General features: G+C 34.2%; 21 protein-coding genes. 17 read left to right on the plus strand and 4 right to left on the minus strand.

Going from position 1 to position 18,173, the window contains the following annotated elements:
- The first annotated feature begins 28 nt into the window (after positions 1 to 28).
- From DMB68_RS00540 to DMB68_RS00585, 11 genes are all read left to right on the plus strand, one after another.
- Positions 29 to 1,342, plus strand: coding sequence for a dihydrolipoamide acetyltransferase family protein (locus DMB68_RS00540; RefSeq protein WP_110344747.1), 1,314 nt, complete (start codon positions 29 to 31; stop codon positions 1,340 to 1,342).
- A gap of 168 nt (positions 1,343 to 1,510) precedes the next feature.
- The gene (locus DMB68_RS00545) at positions 1,511 to 2,281 is read left to right on the plus strand and encodes a 3'-5' exonuclease (RefSeq protein ID WP_110344748.1); all 771 of its coding nucleotides are present in this window, start codon (positions 1,511 to 1,513) and stop codon (positions 2,279 to 2,281) included.
- Positions 2,282 to 2,346: 65 nt separating this feature from the next.
- Positions 2,347 to 2,958, plus strand: a complete 612-nt coding sequence (locus DMB68_RS00550) for a fumarylacetoacetate hydrolase family protein (RefSeq protein WP_110344749.1) — start codon at positions 2,347 to 2,349, stop codon at positions 2,956 to 2,958.
- Entirely contained in the window at positions 2,958 to 3,302 is a 345-nt protein-coding gene (locus tag DMB68_RS00555) for an Hpt domain-containing protein (RefSeq protein ID WP_031456097.1), read from the plus strand. The genes DMB68_RS00550 and DMB68_RS00555 overlap by 1 nt, the downstream gene beginning before the upstream one ends.
- 208 nt (positions 3,303 to 3,510) lie before the next feature.
- Positions 3,511 to 4,761 (plus strand): CinA family nicotinamide mononucleotide deamidase-related protein, encoded by a 1,251-nt coding sequence (locus DMB68_RS00560; protein WP_110344750.1) that lies wholly within the window; start codon positions 3,511 to 3,513, stop codon positions 4,759 to 4,761.
- Between the two features lie 74 nt (positions 4,762 to 4,835).
- Positions 4,836 to 5,072, plus strand: a complete 237-nt coding sequence (rpmB, locus tag DMB68_RS00565; RefSeq protein ID WP_007805815.1) for a 50S ribosomal protein L28 — start codon at positions 4,836 to 4,838, stop codon at positions 5,070 to 5,072.
- A gap of 27 nt (positions 5,073 to 5,099) precedes the next feature.
- Positions 5,100 to 5,282 carry a 50S ribosomal protein L33 gene (rpmG, locus tag DMB68_RS00570; protein ID WP_007805817.1) on the plus strand — a complete coding sequence of 61 codons (183 nt, stop codon included), beginning with the start codon at positions 5,100 to 5,102 and terminating at the stop codon, positions 5,280 to 5,282.
- Positions 5,283 to 5,357: 75 nt separating this feature from the next.
- Positions 5,358 to 5,510, plus strand: a complete 153-nt coding sequence (locus DMB68_RS00575; protein WP_072961632.1) for a DUF4295 domain-containing protein — start codon at positions 5,358 to 5,360, stop codon at positions 5,508 to 5,510.
- Positions 5,511 to 5,781: 271 nt separating this feature from the next.
- Positions 5,782 to 6,735, plus strand: coding sequence for a signal recognition particle-docking protein FtsY (gene ftsY, locus DMB68_RS00580; RefSeq protein WP_110344751.1), 954 nt, complete (start codon positions 5,782 to 5,784; stop codon positions 6,733 to 6,735).
- A 15-nt stretch (positions 6,736 to 6,750) separates the two neighbouring features.
- The gene (locus DMB68_RS23250; protein WP_165830070.1) at positions 6,751 to 6,915 is read left to right on the plus strand and encodes a hypothetical protein; all 165 of its coding nucleotides are present in this window, start codon (positions 6,751 to 6,753) and stop codon (positions 6,913 to 6,915) included.
- A 31-nt stretch (positions 6,916 to 6,946) separates the two neighbouring features.
- Positions 6,947 to 7,558, plus strand: a complete 612-nt coding sequence (locus DMB68_RS00585; protein ID WP_110344752.1) for a Zn-dependent protease — start codon at positions 6,947 to 6,949, stop codon at positions 7,556 to 7,558.
- 17 nt (positions 7,559 to 7,575) lie between these two features.
- Here the strand turns inward: DMB68_RS00585 and DMB68_RS00590 are convergent, their stop codons facing one another.
- Entirely contained in the window at positions 7,576 to 8,640 is a 1,065-nt protein-coding gene (locus DMB68_RS00590; RefSeq protein ID WP_110344753.1) for a serine hydrolase domain-containing protein, read from the minus strand.
- Between the two features lie 228 nt (positions 8,641 to 8,868).
- Between DMB68_RS00590 and DMB68_RS00595 the strand changes: the two genes are divergently transcribed.
- The gene (locus tag DMB68_RS00595; RefSeq protein WP_110344754.1) at positions 8,869 to 9,309 is read left to right on the plus strand and encodes a hypothetical protein; all 441 of its coding nucleotides are present in this window, start codon (positions 8,869 to 8,871) and stop codon (positions 9,307 to 9,309) included.
- Positions 9,290 to 9,586 carry a DUF721 domain-containing protein gene (locus tag DMB68_RS00600; RefSeq protein ID WP_110344755.1) on the plus strand — a complete coding sequence of 99 codons (297 nt, stop codon included), beginning with the start codon at positions 9,290 to 9,292 and terminating at the stop codon, positions 9,584 to 9,586. The genes DMB68_RS00595 and DMB68_RS00600 overlap by 20 nt, the downstream gene beginning before the upstream one ends.
- Before the next feature lie 169 nt (positions 9,587 to 9,755).
- Here DMB68_RS00600 and DMB68_RS00605 read toward each other — a convergent pair whose 3' ends face one another.
- The 3 genes from DMB68_RS00605 to bshC all read right to left on the minus strand — a co-directional run bounded on the left by DMB68_RS00605 (position 9,756) and on the right by bshC (position 13,382).
- Positions 9,756 to 10,175 carry a nucleoside-diphosphate kinase gene (locus tag DMB68_RS00605; RefSeq protein ID WP_031456090.1) on the minus strand — a complete coding sequence of 140 codons (420 nt, stop codon included), beginning with the start codon at positions 10,173 to 10,175 and terminating at the stop codon, positions 9,756 to 9,758.
- A gap of 176 nt (positions 10,176 to 10,351) precedes the next feature.
- The gene (locus DMB68_RS00610; protein WP_110344756.1) at positions 10,352 to 11,623 is read right to left on the minus strand and encodes an acyltransferase family protein; all 1,272 of its coding nucleotides are present in this window, start codon (positions 11,621 to 11,623) and stop codon (positions 10,352 to 10,354) included.
- Positions 11,624 to 11,792: 169 nt separating this feature from the next.
- Positions 11,793 to 13,382, minus strand: a complete 1,590-nt coding sequence (bshC, locus tag DMB68_RS00615) for a bacillithiol biosynthesis cysteine-adding enzyme BshC (protein WP_110344757.1) — start codon at positions 13,380 to 13,382, stop codon at positions 11,793 to 11,795.
- 262 nt (positions 13,383 to 13,644) lie between these two features.
- On the opposite strand from bshC, the gene DMB68_RS00620 reads away from it, so the two are divergent.
- From DMB68_RS00620 to DMB68_RS00635, 4 genes are all read left to right on the plus strand, one after another.
- A complete protein-coding gene (locus tag DMB68_RS00620) occupies positions 13,645 to 14,922 on the plus strand; it encodes an MFS transporter (RefSeq protein ID WP_110344758.1) in 1,278 nt (425 codons plus the stop codon).
- Positions 14,923 to 15,515: 593 nt separating this feature from the next.
- Positions 15,516 to 16,907, plus strand: a complete 1,392-nt coding sequence (locus tag DMB68_RS00625) for an RtcB family protein (protein ID WP_110344759.1) — start codon at positions 15,516 to 15,518, stop codon at positions 16,905 to 16,907.
- A gap of 3 nt (positions 16,908 to 16,910) precedes the next feature.
- A complete protein-coding gene (gene prfH / locus DMB68_RS00630) occupies positions 16,911 to 17,600 on the plus strand; it encodes a peptide chain release factor H (RefSeq protein ID WP_110344760.1) in 690 nt (229 codons plus the stop codon).
- A 33-nt stretch (positions 17,601 to 17,633) separates the two neighbouring features.
- Positions 17,634 to 18,158: a tetratricopeptide repeat protein gene (locus tag DMB68_RS00635; protein ID WP_110344761.1), complete on the plus strand. Its 525-nt coding sequence runs from the start codon at positions 17,634 to 17,636 to the stop codon at positions 18,156 to 18,158.
- The last annotated feature ends 15 nt before the right edge of the window (positions 18,159 to 18,173 follow it).

Below are 18,173 nucleotides of genomic sequence, written 5' to 3' on the forward strand. Positions count from 1 at the left end.
AATCAAAATCACCTTTTAGGTTAATAATATGGCAAGATTTGAATTGAGACTTCCAAAAATGGGAGAAAGTGTAGCTGAAGCTACCATCACAAGCTGGTTGAAACAGGTGGGAGATAAAATTGAAGCTGATGAAGCGGTACTTGAAATTGCAACAGACAAAGTTGATAGTGAAGTGCCAAGTGAAGTATCAGGGATTTTGGTTGAGCAATTATTTAGCAAGGATGATTTGGTTCAGGTTGGGCAAGTTATAGCAATTATTGAAATAGAAGGAGACAGTGTATCAATAGTTGAACCTGTTGAGGAGGCTATTATTACAGATGAAGCTGTTGAAATTGAAAAAACAATCGAAGTTGCCAGAGAAACTGTTTCAGTTCCTGAGGATTTCTCCGGTTCGGATAAATTCTATTCCCCGTTAGTAAAAAATATAGCCAAAGAAGAAGGTATTTCTCTTTCTGAATTAGAAAATATTGTGGGGTCAGGAAAAGATGGCCGGGTTACAAAAGAAGATATTTTAAAATATATTGAGGATCGTAAATTGGAAGGTGAAGAAGTAAAAGAAGTTGTAGCTTCTCCAAAATTAGTAGAACCAATACCTCAAAAAACTCAACAAGCAGTTCCGGTTTCTGTAAATGGGGAGGATGAAATTGTTGAAATGGACAGAATGCGCAAGCTGATTTCGGGTTATATGGTAGCGTCGCTTCAGACTTCTGCACACGTTCAGTCTTTTATTGAGGTAGATGTGACAAATATTGTCAAATGGAGAGACAAGGTTAAAACAGCTTTTGAAAAAAGAGAAGGCGAAAAACTTACCTATACGCCCATTTTTATGGAAGCTGTTGCCAAAGCAATAAAAGATTTTCCAGGAATCAATATTTCGGTTGAAGGAGATTACATCATTAAAAAGAAGAACATAAATTTAGGTATGGCAGCTGCTTTGTCAAACGGAAACTTAATTGTACCTGTAATTAAAAATGCAGACCAGCTAAATCTTGTCGGAATGGCAAAAGCTGTAAATGACCTGGCAAATCGTGCCAAAACCGGAAAACTCAAACCGGATGATACTCAGGGAGGAACTTACACTGTGACAAATGTTGGTACTTTTGGAAGTGTTTTTGGTACTCCAATTATCAATCAGCCGCAAGTTGGAATTTTGGCTTTAGGGGCAATTCGTAAAGTGCCAGCAGTTATAGAAACTCCTGAAGGTGATTTTATAGGGATTCGTCAGAAGATGTTTTTATCGCACTCTTACGATCACAGAGTTGTAGATGGTGCTTTAGGCGGAAGTTTTGTAAAACGTGTAGCTGAATATTTAGAAGCTTTTGATATTGATAGGGATTTCTAAAATAATATATTAATACTATTAAATCCGACAGAATTCTGAATTTTGTCGGATTTTTTATTTTTACAAATGAGAATTTTTAAAAAATAATTTTAACAGTTGTTTACCATAAATAGATGCATGATAATTCGTCTTTAAAAATTACATTTGTAAATATTCAAAAACAACAAAATGGAACTCAAACTCAGCAGACCAATCTGCTTTTTCGATTTAGAAACTACTGGAATAGATATCGGAAAAGACAGAATTGTAGAAATTTCAATATTTAAAGTTTTTCCAAACGGAAATAAAGAAAGTAAAACCTGGTTAGTGAATCCAACAATTCCAATTCCTCCACAAACAACAGAGGTGCATGGTATAACAGATGAAAAAGTGGCAAATGAGCCAACATTTAATGAATTGGCGCCACAAGTATACAATATGATTAAAGATAGCGATTTAGGAGGTTTTAATTCAGATCGTTTTGATATTCCTTTATTGGCTGAAGAATTGCTTCGTGCAGGTGTTGATTTTGATATGAAAAATAAGGTATCTGTAGATGTGCAGACTATTTTTCATAAAATGGAAGAACGTACTTTAAGTGCAGCTTTGAAATTTTATTGCGGAAAAAGTCTTGAAAATGCGCATTCAGCAGAGGCTGATACAATGGCGACTTATGAGATTTTAAAAGCACAATTAGACCGTTATCCTGAATTAGAAAATGATATGAAATCTTTATCGGAGTTTACAACGCGCAAAAAAATTGCTGATTTTGCCGGAATGATAGCTTTTGATAAAGACAACGAAGAAATTTTTACCTTCGGAAAACATAAAGGGGCGAAAGTTGAAAAAGTTTTAGAATCTGAACCAGGGTATTTTAGCTGGATTCAAAATGCTGATTTTCCTTTGTATACTAAAAAAGTATTGACGGCCATAAAATTAAGAAAGTTAAATACCAAGTAAGTTAATAGTTGTTTGTTGCTGGTTTTTAACTAACAACCCGCAACTGGCAACCAACAATAATTGATATGAAAATAATCTGTATCGGTAGGAATTATACCAATCATATTGAAGAATTAAAAAATGAAAGGCCATCGGAGCCTGTTATTTTTATGAAACCGGATTCAGCGGTTTTGTTAAAGCAGCATCCCTTTGTAATCCCCGAATTTTCAGAAGATATTCATCATGAAATAGAGATTGTTGTAAAAATTAATAAGGTAGGAAAGTATATTGAACCTAAGTTTGCACATAAATATTACGATGAAATAAGTGTAGGTATTGATTTTACAGCACGTGATTTACAGACTAAGCTAAAAGAGAAAGGCTTGCCATGGGAAAAAGCCAAAGCTTTTGACGGATCGGCAGTAATTGGGGATTTTTTATCAAAGACACTTTTTAATTCTGTTGAAAATATTAATTTTGAACTCACAAATAATAATAAAACAGTTCAAAAAGGCAATACAAGTCTCATGCTATGGAAAATTGATGAGCTTATTTCATATGTGTCACAGTATTTTACACTAAAAATAGGTGATGTTATATTTACAGGAACGCCTGCAGGAGTTGCTGCAGTAAAGCCAAATGATGTTTTAGAAGGATTTTTAGAAGATAAAAAATTATTCAGAATACAAGTAAAATAATGGCATTAAAATATAATTTATCAAAAGTATACGCACTTTCAGACAATGATTCGGAATTTGTAAATGAGATTCTAAAGTTGTTTGTTACTGAAGTTCCGGAAGATTTAAAGCAAATTAAAGAGGGTATTAAGAAGAAAGATCATAAACATGCCTATTCTTATGCGCATAAAATAAAACCGACGCTTGATTTGATGGGATTAAATGTTGCTTTTGAAGAGATTTTGCAAGTAGAAGCCTGGACAAAGGCAGAAGGCAAAAAGAAAGAAATTATCGAGACTTTTAAAAGTATCAAAAAGCAGGTAAATGATGCTATTAAAGAAATCAATAAAGATTTCGATTTGTGATTTTTGGGCGTGTCCTGATTTTTGACCTTTCAAATGGGGCAAAAATCAGGCCGGGTTATCTACTATATCTTTTGTTCCGGAAATTTTCGGAAGCCGGTCGTTTTCTTTTTTATAAAAGGATGCCGTTTCTACCCCTCACGCAAATTAAGGCGATAATAGCCTCTTCCTAAATAATGACTTACTTTTGTGAGCGAAATATTCTATAAATATGAAAGCAACTATAATAACAATTGGAGATGAAATTTTAATTGGTCAGATTGTAGATACAAATTCGGGTTTTATTGCAAAATCACTTGATAAGATCGGAGTCGAAATTACCGAGATGATTTCTATCAGCGATAATAAAAAACATATTTTAGATACTTTTGCAAAATTGCAAAATAAGGTTGATGTGGTTATTGTTACCGGAGGATTAGGTCCAACAAAGGACGATGTGACTAAGAAAACTTTTTGTGAATATTTTGATGATGAGTTGGTTGTTAATCCGGAAGTTTTAGCACATGTAACACAATTGATTGAAGGTTATTTTAAACGGCCAATCACTCAAATGAATAAAGATCAGGCTTTAGTGCCGTCAACCTGTACGATACTTCATAATCAGGTTGGAACTGCGCCGGGAATGTGGATGAAAAAAGAAAATACTGTTTTTGTTTCATTGCCGGGTGTCCCTTATGAAATGAAATATCTGGTCGAAGAAGAAATAATTCCAAAAATAGTTCGTGAATACAAGCGTCCTTATATCATTCATAAAACCATTTTGACTTATGGGCAGGGTGAAAGTTTAGTCGCAGAACGTATCGAAAACTGGGAGAATAATTTACCTGAATTTATCAAATTGGCGTATTTGCCAAATCCCGGACGCGTACGTTTGCGTTTAACAGCGAGAGGAGCTGATAAAGAACAACTTGAAAAAGCAATTGAAGAAAATGTAGCATCTTTAGATGCTATAATTCATGATATAATAGTTGGTTATGAAGAGAATGAAACAATAGAAACGGTAATTGGTAAATTGCTTTCGAAACAAAATAAAACTATTGCAACTGCCGAGAGTTTTACGGGCGGAAAAGTAGCTTCTCTTTTGTCTGCGGTTCCGGGTGCGTCGGCTTATTTTAAAGGAAGTGTCGTTTCTTATGCAACCGAAACTAAAATAAATGTTTTGGGAGTTTCAGAAGAATTAGTAGAGAAATATTCGGTGGTAAGTGCAGAGGTAGCATCTGCTATGGCTTTGAATGTTAAAAAGTTACTGAAAACCGACTACGCAATAGCAACGACGGGCAATGCGGGTCCTTCAAAGGGTGATTCTGATGCCGAAATTGGCGCTGTTTTTATTGCTTTGGCCACGTCAAATGAAGTAATTGTTGAAGAATTTAACTTCGGACAACCTCGTGAAAAAGTGATAGATAGGGCAACAGTTAAGAGTTTAGAAATATTGCAGAAAGAAATTTTAAAAATTGTGTAATATTTTTTTGCTACAATGGTTTATTTTTCTTTTCTTTGCACCCTGATTTTGAATAACGATAAAAGATAAGTATAATGTCAAGAGTTTGTGACCTTACAGGTAAAAGAGCGATGGTAGGAAATAACGTTTCTCACGCTATGAACAAAACTAAGAGAAAGTTTTCTGTAAACTTAGTTAAAAAGCGTTTTTATCTTCCAGAAGAAGATAGATGGATTACTCTTAGAGTAGCAGCATCTACGATAAAAACAATTAATAAAAATGGAATTTCTGCTGTTTTGAAAAAAGCGCAGTCAGAAGGATTTATCAAATAATCTTTTCCTAAATAAATATATAGCAAGATGGCAAAGAAAGGTAATAGAATCCAGGTAATTTTAGAATGTACTGAGCACAAGACTACTGGTGTTGCAGGAACTTCAAGATACATCACTACAAAGAACAAAAAAAATACTCCGGACAGATTAGAGATTAAAAAATTTAATCCTATCTTGAAAAGAGTAACAGTTCACAAAGAAATTAAGTAATAATTAGAGATTTTGTAAATCTTGATTGGTTTGGCCATGAGAGTTTTATAAAAACTTCAAAATAACATTTGAATCATGGCAAAGAAAACCGTAGCATCGTTACAAACAGCTTCTAAGAGATTGTCAAAAGCCATCAAAATGGTAAAATCTCCTAAAACTGGTGCATATACATTCGTAGAATCTATTATGGCTCCTGAAGAAGTTGATACTTTCTTGAAAAAGAAATAATTACAATCACATTATATAGAAAAGCTACTTTCATTCGGAAGTAGCTTTTTTATTTTTTATATTTGTGTGAATTTTTACAGAAGCCAAACATTTACCTTTGTTTTAATTATGGTTTCCCGTCATTCACTATATCTTTGCCTGCCTAAAGAAGGCAGACAAAGGATGCCGTTTCTGCCGGGGCTAAATATAATCAATGGGTCTTCTTTAAAGATTTGGATTTCAGATTATCTAAAAATCAGAAAGTCCTAACATCTTAAAACCTACAAAACAAATGAGTTTTTTTAAAAAATTATTCTCTACTGATAAAAAAGAGACTTTAGATAAAGGTCTTGAAAAATCTAAAACAACTTTTTTCTCAAAGTTAAGCAAAGCTGTTGCCGGAAAATCTAAAGTAGACGACGACGTTTTAGACAATCTGGAAGAAATTCTTGTAGCTTCTGATGTTGGAGTAAATACCACTTTGAAAATCATTGAAAGAATCGAGAAGCGTGTTGCCGAAGATAAATATTTGGGAACAGACGAATTAAACCAGATTCTTCGTGATGAAATCGGAGCTTTGTTATCTGAAACCAATACAGGAGAAGCAACAGAGTTCGAAATTCCGAAAGACAAAAAGCCGTATGTTTTAATGGTTGTTGGTGTTAATGGTGTAGGGAAAACAACTACAATCGGTAAACTGGCATATCAATTTAAAAAAGCCGGATATAAGGTAGTTTTAGGTGCTGCTGATACGTTTCGTGCTGCTGCTATCGATCAGTTGCAAATTTGGGCTGATCGGGTTGATGTCCCAATTGTAAGACAAAATATGGGGAGTGATCCTGCTTCTGTAGCTTTTGATACTTTGCAGTCTGCAGTGGCTCAAAATGCAGATATTGTTATTATTGATACTGCGGGACGTTTGCATAATAAAATCAACTTGATGAACGAACTTTCAAAAGTAAAACGCGTTATGCAGAAGGTGGTTGCCGATGCGCCCCATGATGTACTTTTAGTTTTAGACGGTTCTACAGGTCAAAATGCTTTTGAACAGGCAAAACAATTTACAGCTGCAACAGAAGTAACTTCTCTGGCTGTTACAAAATTAGACGGAACTGCAAAAGGTGGTGTTGTAATTGGTATTTCAGATCAGTTTCAAATTCCGGTAAAATATATTGGTGTCGGCGAAGGAATTGAAGATTTGCAAGTCTTTAATAAATATGAATTCGTAGATAGTTTCTTTAAATAATTTTTTAAGCATAAAATGAAAAATATACCTCCTATTGCATTTTATTTTGTAAGTGTTCTGTCTTTTGTTTTTGCAAATGTTTCAAAAGATAAAAGTTTGTCTTTTTATTATATTCTATTGGTATTGGGGCTCGTTTTCTTTTTTGCAGGAATGTTGAAAAGAATCCGTACCAAACGATAGTTTCTTTATAATAACTTTCTCTATTGATTTTATGAAATATTATACCTTCATTTTGCTGTTTAGTCTGCTTTCCTGCACAAACAAGAAAAATGATAGAGATGATAAAGAATTTCAAGAAGAACGGCAAAAAGTAATTGTTATTCAGCCTTTAGGAAACTTTAAGCTAAATCAGGCTGAAAAGGTTTTCAAGCAAATCAAGGCTATCAATTCGAATGTGTTTTTAAGGCAAAATATTTCTTTTCCTGAAAATTCATTTTACAAACCCAGAAACCGATACCGTGCTGACAGTATTATTAAAAATCTTAAAAATAATATTGGTGTAGATTCTGTAATTGTAGGATTAACACATACTGATATCAGTACAACCAAAAACGGAATTAAAGACTGGGGTGTAATGGGTTTAGGATATAAGCCCGGAAAAGCCTGTGTCGTTTCTGATTTCAGATTGTCAGTAAAAAATAAAAACGAACAATTTTATAAATTGGTTTTGCATGAATTGGGTCATACAGCAGGTTTGCCTCATTGTAAAATCAAAACTTGTCTGATGCGGGATGCTGAAGGTGGCAATCCTTTTGATCAGGAAAAAAGCTTCTGCAGAGAATGCAAAAGCTTTTTAAAAAGTAAAGGCTGGCAATTAATTTAAATTGTTGATTCTGTATTTTACTGATACAAAGCATTAATTTTCTGCCATAAAACTTTATCAAAATCAGATAAGGCAAGATTTTCGTCATCTGCAGCATCTCCCATTCTGATGACAACCATTTTCTTGCTCGGTATTACATATATTTTTTGATCGTTTTTTCCTAGAGCCATAAACATATCGTTTGGTGCTGTTGGGATTACGCTTCCCTGAAAAGTAAGCTGTGATTGGGGAAGATGATAATTCGCTTTTCCGTTTAGCCACCATAAATAGCCATATCCTAAATTAATGTTTTGAGATGTAGTGGTAGCTTCATTGAAATAAGCCTCATTCAAAATGGTAGTATTCTCCCATTTTCCTTTGTTTAACATTAATAAACCAAAACGTGCCATACTTCTGGTGTTGCTGGTATAAACGCTGTTTACATCTATTTGAACCCACGTGCCATTCATTCCGATTTTATCTCTCAATTTTGTATTGAAATAGGTTGACCAGTTTTGTCCGCTTGCAGCTGCAACAACATCCTGCAGTTTTACATATACATTATGATACGCCCAGCGTGTACCTGCATCGGCTTTGTAAATTAAATTTGTGGGTTCAACTTCATCTGTGCTGTCGTCAAGACCGGATGTCATAGTAAGGAGATGTTTACAGGAAATTAAATTCTCTTTCGGAAGTGTTTCGCTTGTCCAGTTGGTACCAAGATATTTAGAAACTTTATCATTGATGTTGAGTAAGCCTTCCTGTTGTGCAATTCCTGTAACGGTAGCCGTTAGTGTTTTTCCTGCGCTTGCCCAATACCAGGGTTTGGTTGCAGAATGGTCGCCGAAATAATTTTCTAAAACGATTCGGCCATTTACCAATATGATAAATGATTTGGAATGTTTAAGTTCTAAATAATCTAATAATGGCTGAACGGCATTCTGATTCCATTTTAGGTCTGAAATTGATGTTGTCTCCCATGTATTTCCGGTTATGGGAGGAAAGTACATGGTTTGTGTTGGAGTGGTTTCAGAATTGTTATCATCTTTACTGCAACTTATACACAATAATAAGATGATTAATTTGCAAATTGTTTTGGTCATGGTTTAGGTTTTTGGTTTGGGGTTTGACCAAAAATATGTAAAATAGTTTAATTGGTTTTGCTGATTTTAATTTCTTTTTCATCTTATAAGATTATCTTTGTAGTCTAATAGAATTTCTTTTGAATACCGAAGCCCTAGCCCTGATGGAAGCGGCATCCTTTTATGGCAGGTTTTGCCATAAAAGATACAGCGGACAGCAGGAAACAGCTTCTTATTAAATAATATAATATGAAAAACACTTTTATGATTTTGGTTGTATCGCTTTTGTTTGTAAGCTGCAAACAGGAAATAAAACCCGCAGATATTTCAAAACTGAATGGTTACTGGGAAATTGAAAAAGTGGTTTTTGATAAAGGTGAAGAGAAGGCTTACGGAATGAATGAGAATTTTGATTATTTTCAGATTAAAGGAACTAAAGGAACCCGAACCAAGGTAATGGCACAACTGGACGGGACTTTCCTGACTACTGATACTTTTGAAAATGTATCGGTTCGGTTTACAGACAAAGGAACTTTTTTGGACTATAAAACGGATTACGCAAAATGGAGTGAGGAGTTAATTTCGATTTCGGATGAAGTTTTTGTGGTAAAAAACGATCAGAATAAGGAATATCATTATAAAAAATCAGGACCAGTAAATTTATTAAACGATGGCAAAAAGACTAAATAACGAAAGTACAATTGGGGCTGTTTTGCAACAGATTATCCAGGTAAATAAATTACAACCGGGAATGGACCAGATTGATGTTCGGGATGCCTGGAAGGAATTGATGGGGAGCGGTGTGAATACGTATACTAAAAATGTAATTTTGAAAGGAAGTACACTGTATGTTGAACTGGGATCTGCTGTTTTAAGGGAAGAACTGAGTCACGGTAAATCTAAAATTGTAAAAATGATAAATGAAGAGTTAGGTCGTGATGTTGTTAAGGATGTGATTTTACGATAGACTTGCTTAGACATCTTAGATTTTTAGACTGGCTTAGATTTTTAGATTTTAGATTGATAAAAAAAAGATAAAATAATTAAACAACAAAACCCACTTCAATTGAAGTGGGTTTTGTTGTTTATCAAGAAATCTAAGTTAGTTTAAAAATCTAACAATTAAGATGTCTAAATTAAAATTGCTCTCTTCCGGCAAAGTGGAATGCACCTTCTATAGCAGCATTTTCATCGCTGTCTGAACCGTGAACTGCATTTTCTCCAATAGAAGTTGCGTATGCTTTACGGATAGTTCCTTCAGCAGCCTCAGCAGGGTTTGTAGCACCGATTAAAGTTCTGAAATCTTCTACAGCATTGTCTTTTTCTAAAATAGCTGCAACGATTGGTCCGCGTGACATAAATTCTACCAATTCTCCGTAGAAAGGTCTTTCTGCGTGAACTGCGTAAAAAGCTTTTGCATCAGCTACAGTCAATTGCGTTAATTTTAATGAAACGATTTTGAAACCTCCGTTTGTAATCATTGCCAGGATATTTCCGATGTGTCCGTTTGCAACTGCATCAGGTTTAATCATGGTAAAAGTTCTATTTGTAGCCATTTTTTGTGTTTTTTAAATTTGGTGCAAAAATAGAACTTTTTTGTGAATTGATTTTAATATATTCATAATTAAAATAGGTCAGAATGATGTTTTGAATAATAAAAATATAAATTATGAATCAGATACAAAAAAAGAGACGCACAACAGTGCGTCTCTACAAATACGTCGAAATGTTTTTAAACTTTAAATATTAATTTATTTCTGTAGAATATCCACAAAATAAATGTCCAGATGCAAACATAAACTAATGCACCAGCTAATGAGGCTGTCATTGGGTTACTGAAGAACGGCGCAATCCAGAAGTGGTATAAGAAATCTAAAAGATTGGTCTGCTCTTCGGGATTTTTGGGATTTTGAAACTGAATCATTACTAAAGCCTGTGGTATAATTTGAGAGCTAAAAAATACAATCATTGGATTTACACCCCAGATCAGGAAGGGTTTAAATCCTTTTTTGTAGTTGGCAATATCAATAAGATAATACAATATGGTAAAAAATACGGTTGCTAATCCTGTTGTAAATAAAACATAACTGCTTGTCCAAAGCGATTTGTTGATTGGAAAAATCAAATCCCAAAGTAATCCTAAAATGATAAGTACAGCGCCAATCCTGCCCATTTTTAGTGCTTTTTTAATTTTAGAACTATCACTTTGTAAAAACTGTCCAATTAATAATCCTATAATTCCATTTACAATTGATGGAATTGTGCTTAAAATTCCTTCCGGATCCCATGTGACAGTACCGCTGTACATATGACCTTTTAGCAAAATACTATCAAACCATGATGCCAGATTGGTTCCTTTTTCAAGATTTGCTTCTCCAATTCCGGGAACGGGAATTAGTGTCATTATTCCCCAATATCCTAATAATAAAACTGTTCCGGTTATAATTTGTGTTTTTAAAGTCGTTTTTAGATATAAAAGTGAGACTACGAAATATACAATGGCAATTCGTTGTAAAACTCCCGGAAGTCTTACATCATGATATGCTTCAATACCACTGTAAGCCAGAACCAGATAAATAAGCAGAATTGAAAAAGCTAAAATGTTTTTTACTTTAGAACTAAAACTTCCCATTAAGGCATAACCAACAGCAATAGTTATGGCTAAACGACCAATAAGAAGTGGAATTCCATCAAGCCCAAATAATTGAATTTTACCAAAAAAGTTGAAGAAAATCCCCAGACACAACATTCGCAACGAACGAATCAGGATTTTACTGAAAGTAGTATTGTCATAAAATTTGTCAGGCATTGCAAGCGGAACAGCAACTCCCATAATAAAAACAAAAAAAGGGAATACCAAATCGGTTGGCGTGCATCCGTGCCAGTCGGCATGTAACAGAGGAGGATAAACATTGCCCCAGTCTCCGGGATTGTTGACAATTGTCATTAATAAAATAGTGAGTCCACGAAAGACATCTAGCGAAATTAAGCGTTCTTTTACCATTGGTTTTGGGTAAATTGGTTAATTAATAATTTTTAAAAATCGCTATTTGGTTTAGGGAATAATAATTTTGAGAAGAGAGGTGGTTATTTGTTTCTCAAGATTATTACAAAATTATTTTTGCTGCAAATTAATCTTTTTTTGATGAGTAATTCAGTAATATATGCTCTGTTTATATTGTTATGATATCGAAATTGTGTTCTAATGGTTTTAGTTTCTGAATTAAAAGCGGAATCAGTTGTTCTCCTTTCTCTAAATAAAATTCAGAAAAATTAGCCTGACGTTCCTGTAAACTCTTATTTGGGAATAACTCAAATTGTAAATCAGTTACGCGTTGTAATTCGTCATCTAATTTTCTTTTTTGAGCTTTCAGTAAACGTTTTTCCAGATTTTCCAACCCTTTTTTCTGTTTGGCTTCCTGTGCTTTTACAGCTCCCGAAAATGATTTATCCGTTTGATCTGCTAATTCGTAAAGATATTTAAATTGTTGTTCTAATGTTTCTTTTTGAACAGATAAATCAATTGGAAATGCAGATAATTTATGTGTGATTGTATTCACTAAATCAGCAGGTTTAGTAAACAAATCAGCCCAGCTTAAATTTAAATTATCAGCTTTTCTTGCTTGTTTTTCAGTTGCTAAAAGAACGGAATTTCGAACTAAAAGTATTGGGAAAGAAATATTTACGGAATCAAAAAATGACTTCAATTCAAGCCAGTAAGCGATTTCCCCGCCTCCGCCAATGTAACAAAGATTGGGTAAAATAATTTCCTGATAAAGCGGACGCATGATCACGTTTGGGCTGAATTTTTCAGGATTGCTTTCCAGTAATTTCAGAATTTCGTCTTTTGAAAATGAAATTCGGGTATTGTTTACGTAATATTGATCTTTTTCAAAAATGATTCTTTCTCGCAGATTATCTTCGATATAAAACAAATTGATTTCGCGCGGATTTACCTGAACGCTGTAATCTCCAAGCTTTTCAATGGTTTTTTGAACTGTTTTGAAAGAAGTCTGCTTTTCTAATTCTTCTTCTGCATATGGAATAAAAGCACGTTTTAAATCTGCATCATCACCGTCTAAAATAATTAAGCCATAATTAGCAAATAAATTATTGGCTAAAAAACGTGTTGCATCAGCAAGATTATCATGTTTCAGATAAGCATCTTCAAACAGTTTTTTCAGAGTATTGGCATTCGTGCTTGATCCTAATTCCAAAGCATAAATTTCCAAAAATTCGGCTAAACCTTCAGTTGAAAGTCTCCCAACAGGTCCTGTACTTTCTTTGTTCCAACGGAATTTTTTCCCTTTGAAATTGAAATAATTGATCTCTTCAAAGTCATGATCTTCAGTTGCCATCCAGTAAATCGGAATAAAATTATTCGATGGGTATTTCGACTTTAATTCTTTGGTAAGATTAATAGTTGAAATAATTTTATAAAGAAAATATAATGGACCGCTGAATAAATTTAGCTGATGTCCTGTGGTAATTGTAAATGTATTTTCGAGCGCTAAAAGTTCAATATTTTGTTTAGTCGAATCTGAGATTTCGATATTTTGATATTGTTTTTTTAACGTATTTACTAGCGGAATTCGGTTTGCATTATCAAAATTTGATTGCTTTTCGACGATTTGTTTTTCGAAATTTTCAAGTGTTGGAAAATGATTGTACAGCGGTTTTAATTCTGGTTTCTGATCTAAATAGTCTTGCATCAATTTAGAGAAATACCCTGAGTTTTGATAGCTGATACAGTCGGTTGGCATAATTTTGAATTTATTTTTGACAGCTGTAAATTTAATGAAAATATGCAGTTAAAAATGGTTTTAACGATTGCTTATGATTTGACTTTTGATTTTTGTTTTAAAAACTTTGTAATCAGGTTTTTAGTTTTTAAGAAGTTGTGTAAAATTGAAAATTTATAAAATTTGTTAAAAAACGCGAGTGTTGTGAAACTAATTTTTCTAAAACTGAATTATTTACAATGAAACTCTATTTTTGCAAGTAAAAAAGTTATATCACAGTAATATGAAAAGTAATCCCAATCAAAAGAACTCCTTAAAGCATGTTCTGTTTGGAAGCCTTATTGGCACCACAATTGAATTTTTTGATTTTTATATTTATGCCAATGCAGCCGTATTGGTTTTTCCTCAATTATTTTTTCCCGGTTCAGATGCTACCATGGCAACTTTAGAATCATTAGCCACTTTTTCAATTGCCTTTTTATCCCGCCCGTTAGGTTCCGCTTTTTTTGGACATTATGGAGATAAAATTGGTCGAAAATTCACCTTAGTTGCAGCCTTATTAACTATGGGAATCTCGACAGTTACCATAGGATTTTTGCCTGGTTATGCCAGTATTGGTGTTGCCGCTCCTTTATTATTGATGCTCTGCCGATTCGGGCAAGGTGTTGGTTTAGGAGGAGAATGGGGAGGAGCCGTTTTATTGGCCATTGAAAACGCACCACCGCATAAACGTGCCTGGTACGGAATGTTTCCGCAATTGGGAGCGCCAATTGGATTACTGCTTTCCGGAGGGACTTTTTTAGTATTGACAGATTCAATGAGTAATGAAGATTTCATGAATTATGGCTGGAGAATTCCTTTTATAGCCAGTTCACTTTTGGTTATAGTTGGTTTTTATATTCGAACTAAAATCTCTGAAACGCCATCTTTTGAAAATTCTAAAAATGCTCATGAAGAAGTAAAAGTTCCGTTTTTAACTTTGGTGAAATCATATAAAAATCAATTGATTTTTGGAACATTAGGAGCTGTAACAACCTTCCTGGTATTTTATTTAATGACTGTATTTACCCTGAGCTGGGTTACTTCAGATTTAGGTTATGTAAAGAGAGATGCTTTGCTGATTCAATTGTTTTCGGTATTGTTTTTCGCTCTTTTTATTCCCATTTCAGCTTTGGTTGCCGATAAAATTGGCCGTCGTAAAATATTAATTTTCACTACAATTGCTATTGCTGCTTTTGGATTTTTCTTTTCGTTATTCCTTAATTCCGGAAGTCCGTTTTTAGTAACGGCTTTTGTTTGTATCGGAATGTCTCTCATGGGCTTTACTTATGGGCCTCTGGGAACATTTTTATCAGAGTTGTTTCCTACCACTGTTCGTTATTCCGGAGCTTCGTTAACTTTTAATTTGGCTGGAATTCTAGGAGCAGCATTTGCTCCCATGATTGCCATTTGGCTTGCAAGTACATATGGTTTGAATTATGTTGGTTTTTACCTGACAATTGCAGCTATTATTTCTTTAGTTTCCTTTTTAGTAATTTCTAAAAAAGTACATCAGTTTTAATATTCCTAAAAACTAATTTATAGGGAGGTAACGAGTCATTCGTTACCTCTTTTTTTTTGGAAAAATCTTAAAATAGTTGATTAATTTATGTTTCTTGAAATTTTATTTATGTATTAAGTGTTTGTATTTTAATACTTTGAAAATATTTTTAAGAAAATTTTGTGATTTGATTTGTTTATTAAAAAAATAATTCACAAAATTTGCATCAGAAAATAAGTAATTAACTATTAATAAACGAAGACAATGTTTGTATTAAACCTTACCTCTCAAAACATCGCATCAGGATCAGATTCTGTTGGCATGTGTCTTCGTGGCTTTTCTCAATCATAGCAAATCAATTTAGAGATATGAATAAGCCCGAAGGAAAATAACTTTCGGGCTTTTTTTATTCTAGACACTTCAAAAATTCCCGAATATCAGAACTGAATTTATCTGTTTCAGATAAAATGTTTATCAAAATCTATTTGCTCAGATTTTGCTTGATGTTTTGCGCGTATTCTTATGCCTTAAATGTTTTAAGATAAAGCATTTCATTTTGCGAAAAAGAAACAGACAATATTGATTTTGAAAGAATTTCAATAGTAAAAAAACAAATGGGAAATAAATTATCCGGAAAAGACCTGATTAAAATAGGCTTTCCAAAAAATAATAGTATCAATATTGCCTTGGGGCAAATCAACCGATACAGAAAAAGAGAAAAAAAAGAAAGTATATTAACCGAAGCCAAAGAAGTTTTACTGTTTCCGGAAAAATTTACCGGACACGGAACCTGGGGAAAAGTTGCCGAAGGATTGGTAAATCCGGTACAAGTGAGAATGCATCAGCTTAACAATACAAGAGCGCCTTTCTCAATTTTCGGAGAAAATGAAATTGATGAACAGGCGAAATATCAATTGTATGATGCCTTAAAATTACCAGTTTCAGTAGCAGGAGCTTTAATGCCCGATGCGCATTCAGGCTACGGACTGCCAATTGGCGGAGTTTTGGCAACAGATAATGCCGTGATTCCGTATGGAGTTGGAGTAGATATCGGCTGTAGAATGAGTTTGTCAATTTTTGATATTCCGGCTTCTTTCTTTAAAGGAAAGGAACATCAGCTGGAAGCTATTTTAAAAGACAATACCAAGTTTGGAATGTATGAAACCCACACCATTCGGGCAGATCACGAAGTGTTTAGCCGAAGTGAATTTCAGGATATTCCGCTTTTGAAAAACCTTTTAAATAAAGCATATAAGCAATTGGGAACATCTGGAGGAGGAAATCACTTTGTTGAATTCGGAATTGCAAAAATTACTAATCCGCTCAACGAATGGAAGATTGGAGTTGGGGAATATTTTGCACTGCTTTCGCATAGCGGCTCCCGGGGATTGGGTGCTAATATAGCAAAACATTACACCTATCTGGCAACTAAACAATGTCCGTTGCCTAAAAATGTGCAGCATCTGGCATGGCTCGATCTCAATACGCATGACGGTCAGGAATACTGGCTGGCTATGAATTTAGCAGGTGATTATGCAAAAGCCTGTCATGATGATATTCACCGCCGAATTGCAAAAGCGATTGGTAAACGTGTTGTTGTAACCATTGAAAACCATCACAATTTTGCATGGAAAGAAATCGTAAATGGCAAAGAAGCTATTGTACATCGAAAAGGAGCAACTCCTGCAAACGTTGGTGAACTGGGCATTATTCCGGGTTCGATGACTGCTTCGGGATTTATTGTTCAGGGAAAAGGAAATCCGGAGAGTTTAAATTCAGCTTCTCATGGTGCAGGGCGATTGTTTTCTCGTAAAAAATGCAAGGAATCATTTACCCAAAGCGAGATTAAAAAAGTCCTGAAAGCAAATGATGTGACTTTAATTGGAGGTAATATAGATGAAGCGCCAATGGCGTATAAAGACATTAATAAAGTAATGGCTAACCAAACGGAACTGGTGGATGTGTTAGGAACATTTACACCAAAAATCGTTAGAATGGACAGATAAATTATGGAAAAAATAATTCAAATAACATCAGGGCGCGGCCCGGCTGAATGCAGCTGGGTTGTGGCTCAGGTGCTGAAAACTTTTCTGGAAGAAGCAAATGACAATAAAATAAAAACAACTTTGCTTCAGCGGGAAAAAGGAATCGAAAACGGAACGGTAGAAACGGCAACAATTTTACTCGAAAGTGATAATCTAAATGAATTTGTAAACTCATGGAAAGGAACCATTCAGTGGATTGGGCAGAGTCAGTTTAGAAAATTTCACAAACGTAAAAACTGGTTTATCGGAATTTTTGAAGTTGATAAAGAAACAACGACCGAAATTGGAGAAAAAGATATTCAGTATCAGGCGATGCGCAGTTCCGGTGCCGGCGGACAACATGTAAACAAAGTAAGTTCGGCAGTACGGGCGACTCATGTTCCAACAGGAATTAGCGTAGTGGCTATGGATTTTCGATCTCAGCATCAGAATAAAAAACTGGCAACCGAAAGATTGCTTCAGAAGTTTAAGGACGAAACGGTAAAACAATTCAAAGCCGAATTTCAGGCACAGTGGATGAACCAATTGCAGATTCAGCGTGGGAATCCGATTCGGATTTTTGAGGGTTCAGATTTTAAGAAACAAAAACAAGTTAAAAATTACAAACAGGAACGGCAACGATTAAAACGGGAAGATTATTTCGACCGGGATTAATGATAGAATTTGCATTTCCAAATAGAAAAAATTATGAAAACAGTAGATAAATATCTTTTTCAGGCATTAGACAATTATCCATATTGGTTGGAAGGAACCATCGAATCTTTGGATTACGCCTTATCTTACGATGATAAAAATACTATGGCCTTGTGTTTATACGGTCAGGTTTTCTCAGATCAGTTATTGAAATATGAAGAGGCAAAAGAATATTTTCAAAAAGCACTTTCGATTAATATTTATGCTTTAGAGGTGTATCCTTTTTATATTCATACTTTAATTTTAAATGAAGATTATGAAGAAGCAATGAAACTGATTGATTTTGCATTGACTGTCAAGGGAATCAATAAAACAGAAATTCTTTTGAAGAGAATCATACTTTTAGAACGTCAGCAGGAATTTAAAAAAGCATTGAAAGTGATTAAAAAGGTAAAACTTACCACAATCAATACTTGTTATGATTATGCGATTGAAGAATCTGAAAAAAGGCTGAATAAAAAATTGAATGGTGATTCTAAAAAGGATAAGTCGGCCAAGAAGAAAAAGAAGAATAAGTAAATAAAAAAGGATGTC

This window comes from Flavobacterium hydrophilum (assembly GCF_003202405.1).
GTDB classification, from domain to species: domain Bacteria; phylum Bacteroidota; class Bacteroidia; order Flavobacteriales; family Flavobacteriaceae; genus Flavobacterium; species Flavobacterium hydrophilum.

What these genes read in the sequence shown, in the direction of transcription:
- DMB68_RS00540 (WP_110344747.1), top strand. Translation starts at nt 29, where the DNA reads ATGGCAAGATTTGAATTGAGACTTCCAAAAATGGGAGAAAGTGTAGCT.
- DMB68_RS00545 (WP_110344748.1), top strand. Translation starts at nt 1,511, where the DNA reads ATGGAACTCAAACTCAGCAGACCAATCTGCTTTTTCGATTTAGAAACT.
- DMB68_RS00550 (WP_110344749.1), top strand. Translation starts at nt 2,347, where the DNA reads ATGAAAATAATCTGTATCGGTAGGAATTATACCAATCATATTGAAGAA.
- DMB68_RS00555 (WP_031456097.1), top strand. Translation starts at nt 2,958, where the DNA reads ATGGCATTAAAATATAATTTATCAAAAGTATACGCACTTTCAGACAAT.
- DMB68_RS00560 (WP_110344750.1), top strand. Translation starts at nt 3,511, where the DNA reads ATGAAAGCAACTATAATAACAATTGGAGATGAAATTTTAATTGGTCAG.
- rpmB (WP_007805815.1), top strand. Translation starts at nt 4,836, where the DNA reads ATGTCAAGAGTTTGTGACCTTACAGGTAAAAGAGCGATGGTAGGAAAT.
- rpmG (WP_007805817.1), top strand. Translation starts at nt 5,100, where the DNA reads ATGGCAAAGAAAGGTAATAGAATCCAGGTAATTTTAGAATGTACTGAG.
- DMB68_RS00575 (WP_072961632.1), top strand. Translation starts at nt 5,358, where the DNA reads ATGGCAAAGAAAACCGTAGCATCGTTACAAACAGCTTCTAAGAGATTG.
- ftsY (WP_110344751.1), top strand. Translation starts at nt 5,782, where the DNA reads ATGAGTTTTTTTAAAAAATTATTCTCTACTGATAAAAAAGAGACTTTA.
- DMB68_RS23250 (WP_165830070.1), top strand. Translation starts at nt 6,751, where the DNA reads ATGAAAAATATACCTCCTATTGCATTTTATTTTGTAAGTGTTCTGTCT.
- DMB68_RS00585 (WP_110344752.1), top strand. Translation starts at nt 6,947, where the DNA reads ATGAAATATTATACCTTCATTTTGCTGTTTAGTCTGCTTTCCTGCACA.
- DMB68_RS00590 (WP_110344753.1), bottom strand. Translation starts at nt 8,640, where the DNA reads ATGACCAAAACAATTTGCAAATTAATCATCTTATTATTGTGTATAAGT.
- DMB68_RS00595 (WP_110344754.1), top strand. Translation starts at nt 8,869, where the DNA reads ATGAAAAACACTTTTATGATTTTGGTTGTATCGCTTTTGTTTGTAAGC.
- DMB68_RS00600 (WP_110344755.1), top strand. Translation starts at nt 9,290, where the DNA reads ATGGCAAAAAGACTAAATAACGAAAGTACAATTGGGGCTGTTTTGCAA.
- DMB68_RS00605 (WP_031456090.1), bottom strand. Translation starts at nt 10,175, where the DNA reads ATGGCTACAAATAGAACTTTTACCATGATTAAACCTGATGCAGTTGCA.
- DMB68_RS00610 (WP_110344756.1), bottom strand. Translation starts at nt 11,623, where the DNA reads ATGGTAAAAGAACGCTTAATTTCGCTAGATGTCTTTCGTGGACTCACT.
- bshC (WP_110344757.1), bottom strand. Translation starts at nt 13,382, where the DNA reads ATGCCAACCGACTGTATCAGCTATCAAAACTCAGGGTATTTCTCTAAA.
- DMB68_RS00620 (WP_110344758.1), top strand. Translation starts at nt 13,645, where the DNA reads ATGAAAAGTAATCCCAATCAAAAGAACTCCTTAAAGCATGTTCTGTTT.
- DMB68_RS00625 (WP_110344759.1), top strand. Translation starts at nt 15,516, where the DNA reads ATGGGAAATAAATTATCCGGAAAAGACCTGATTAAAATAGGCTTTCCA.
- prfH (WP_110344760.1), top strand. Translation starts at nt 16,911, where the DNA reads ATGGAAAAAATAATTCAAATAACATCAGGGCGCGGCCCGGCTGAATGC.
- DMB68_RS00635 (WP_110344761.1), top strand. Translation starts at nt 17,634, where the DNA reads ATGAAAACAGTAGATAAATATCTTTTTCAGGCATTAGACAATTATCCA.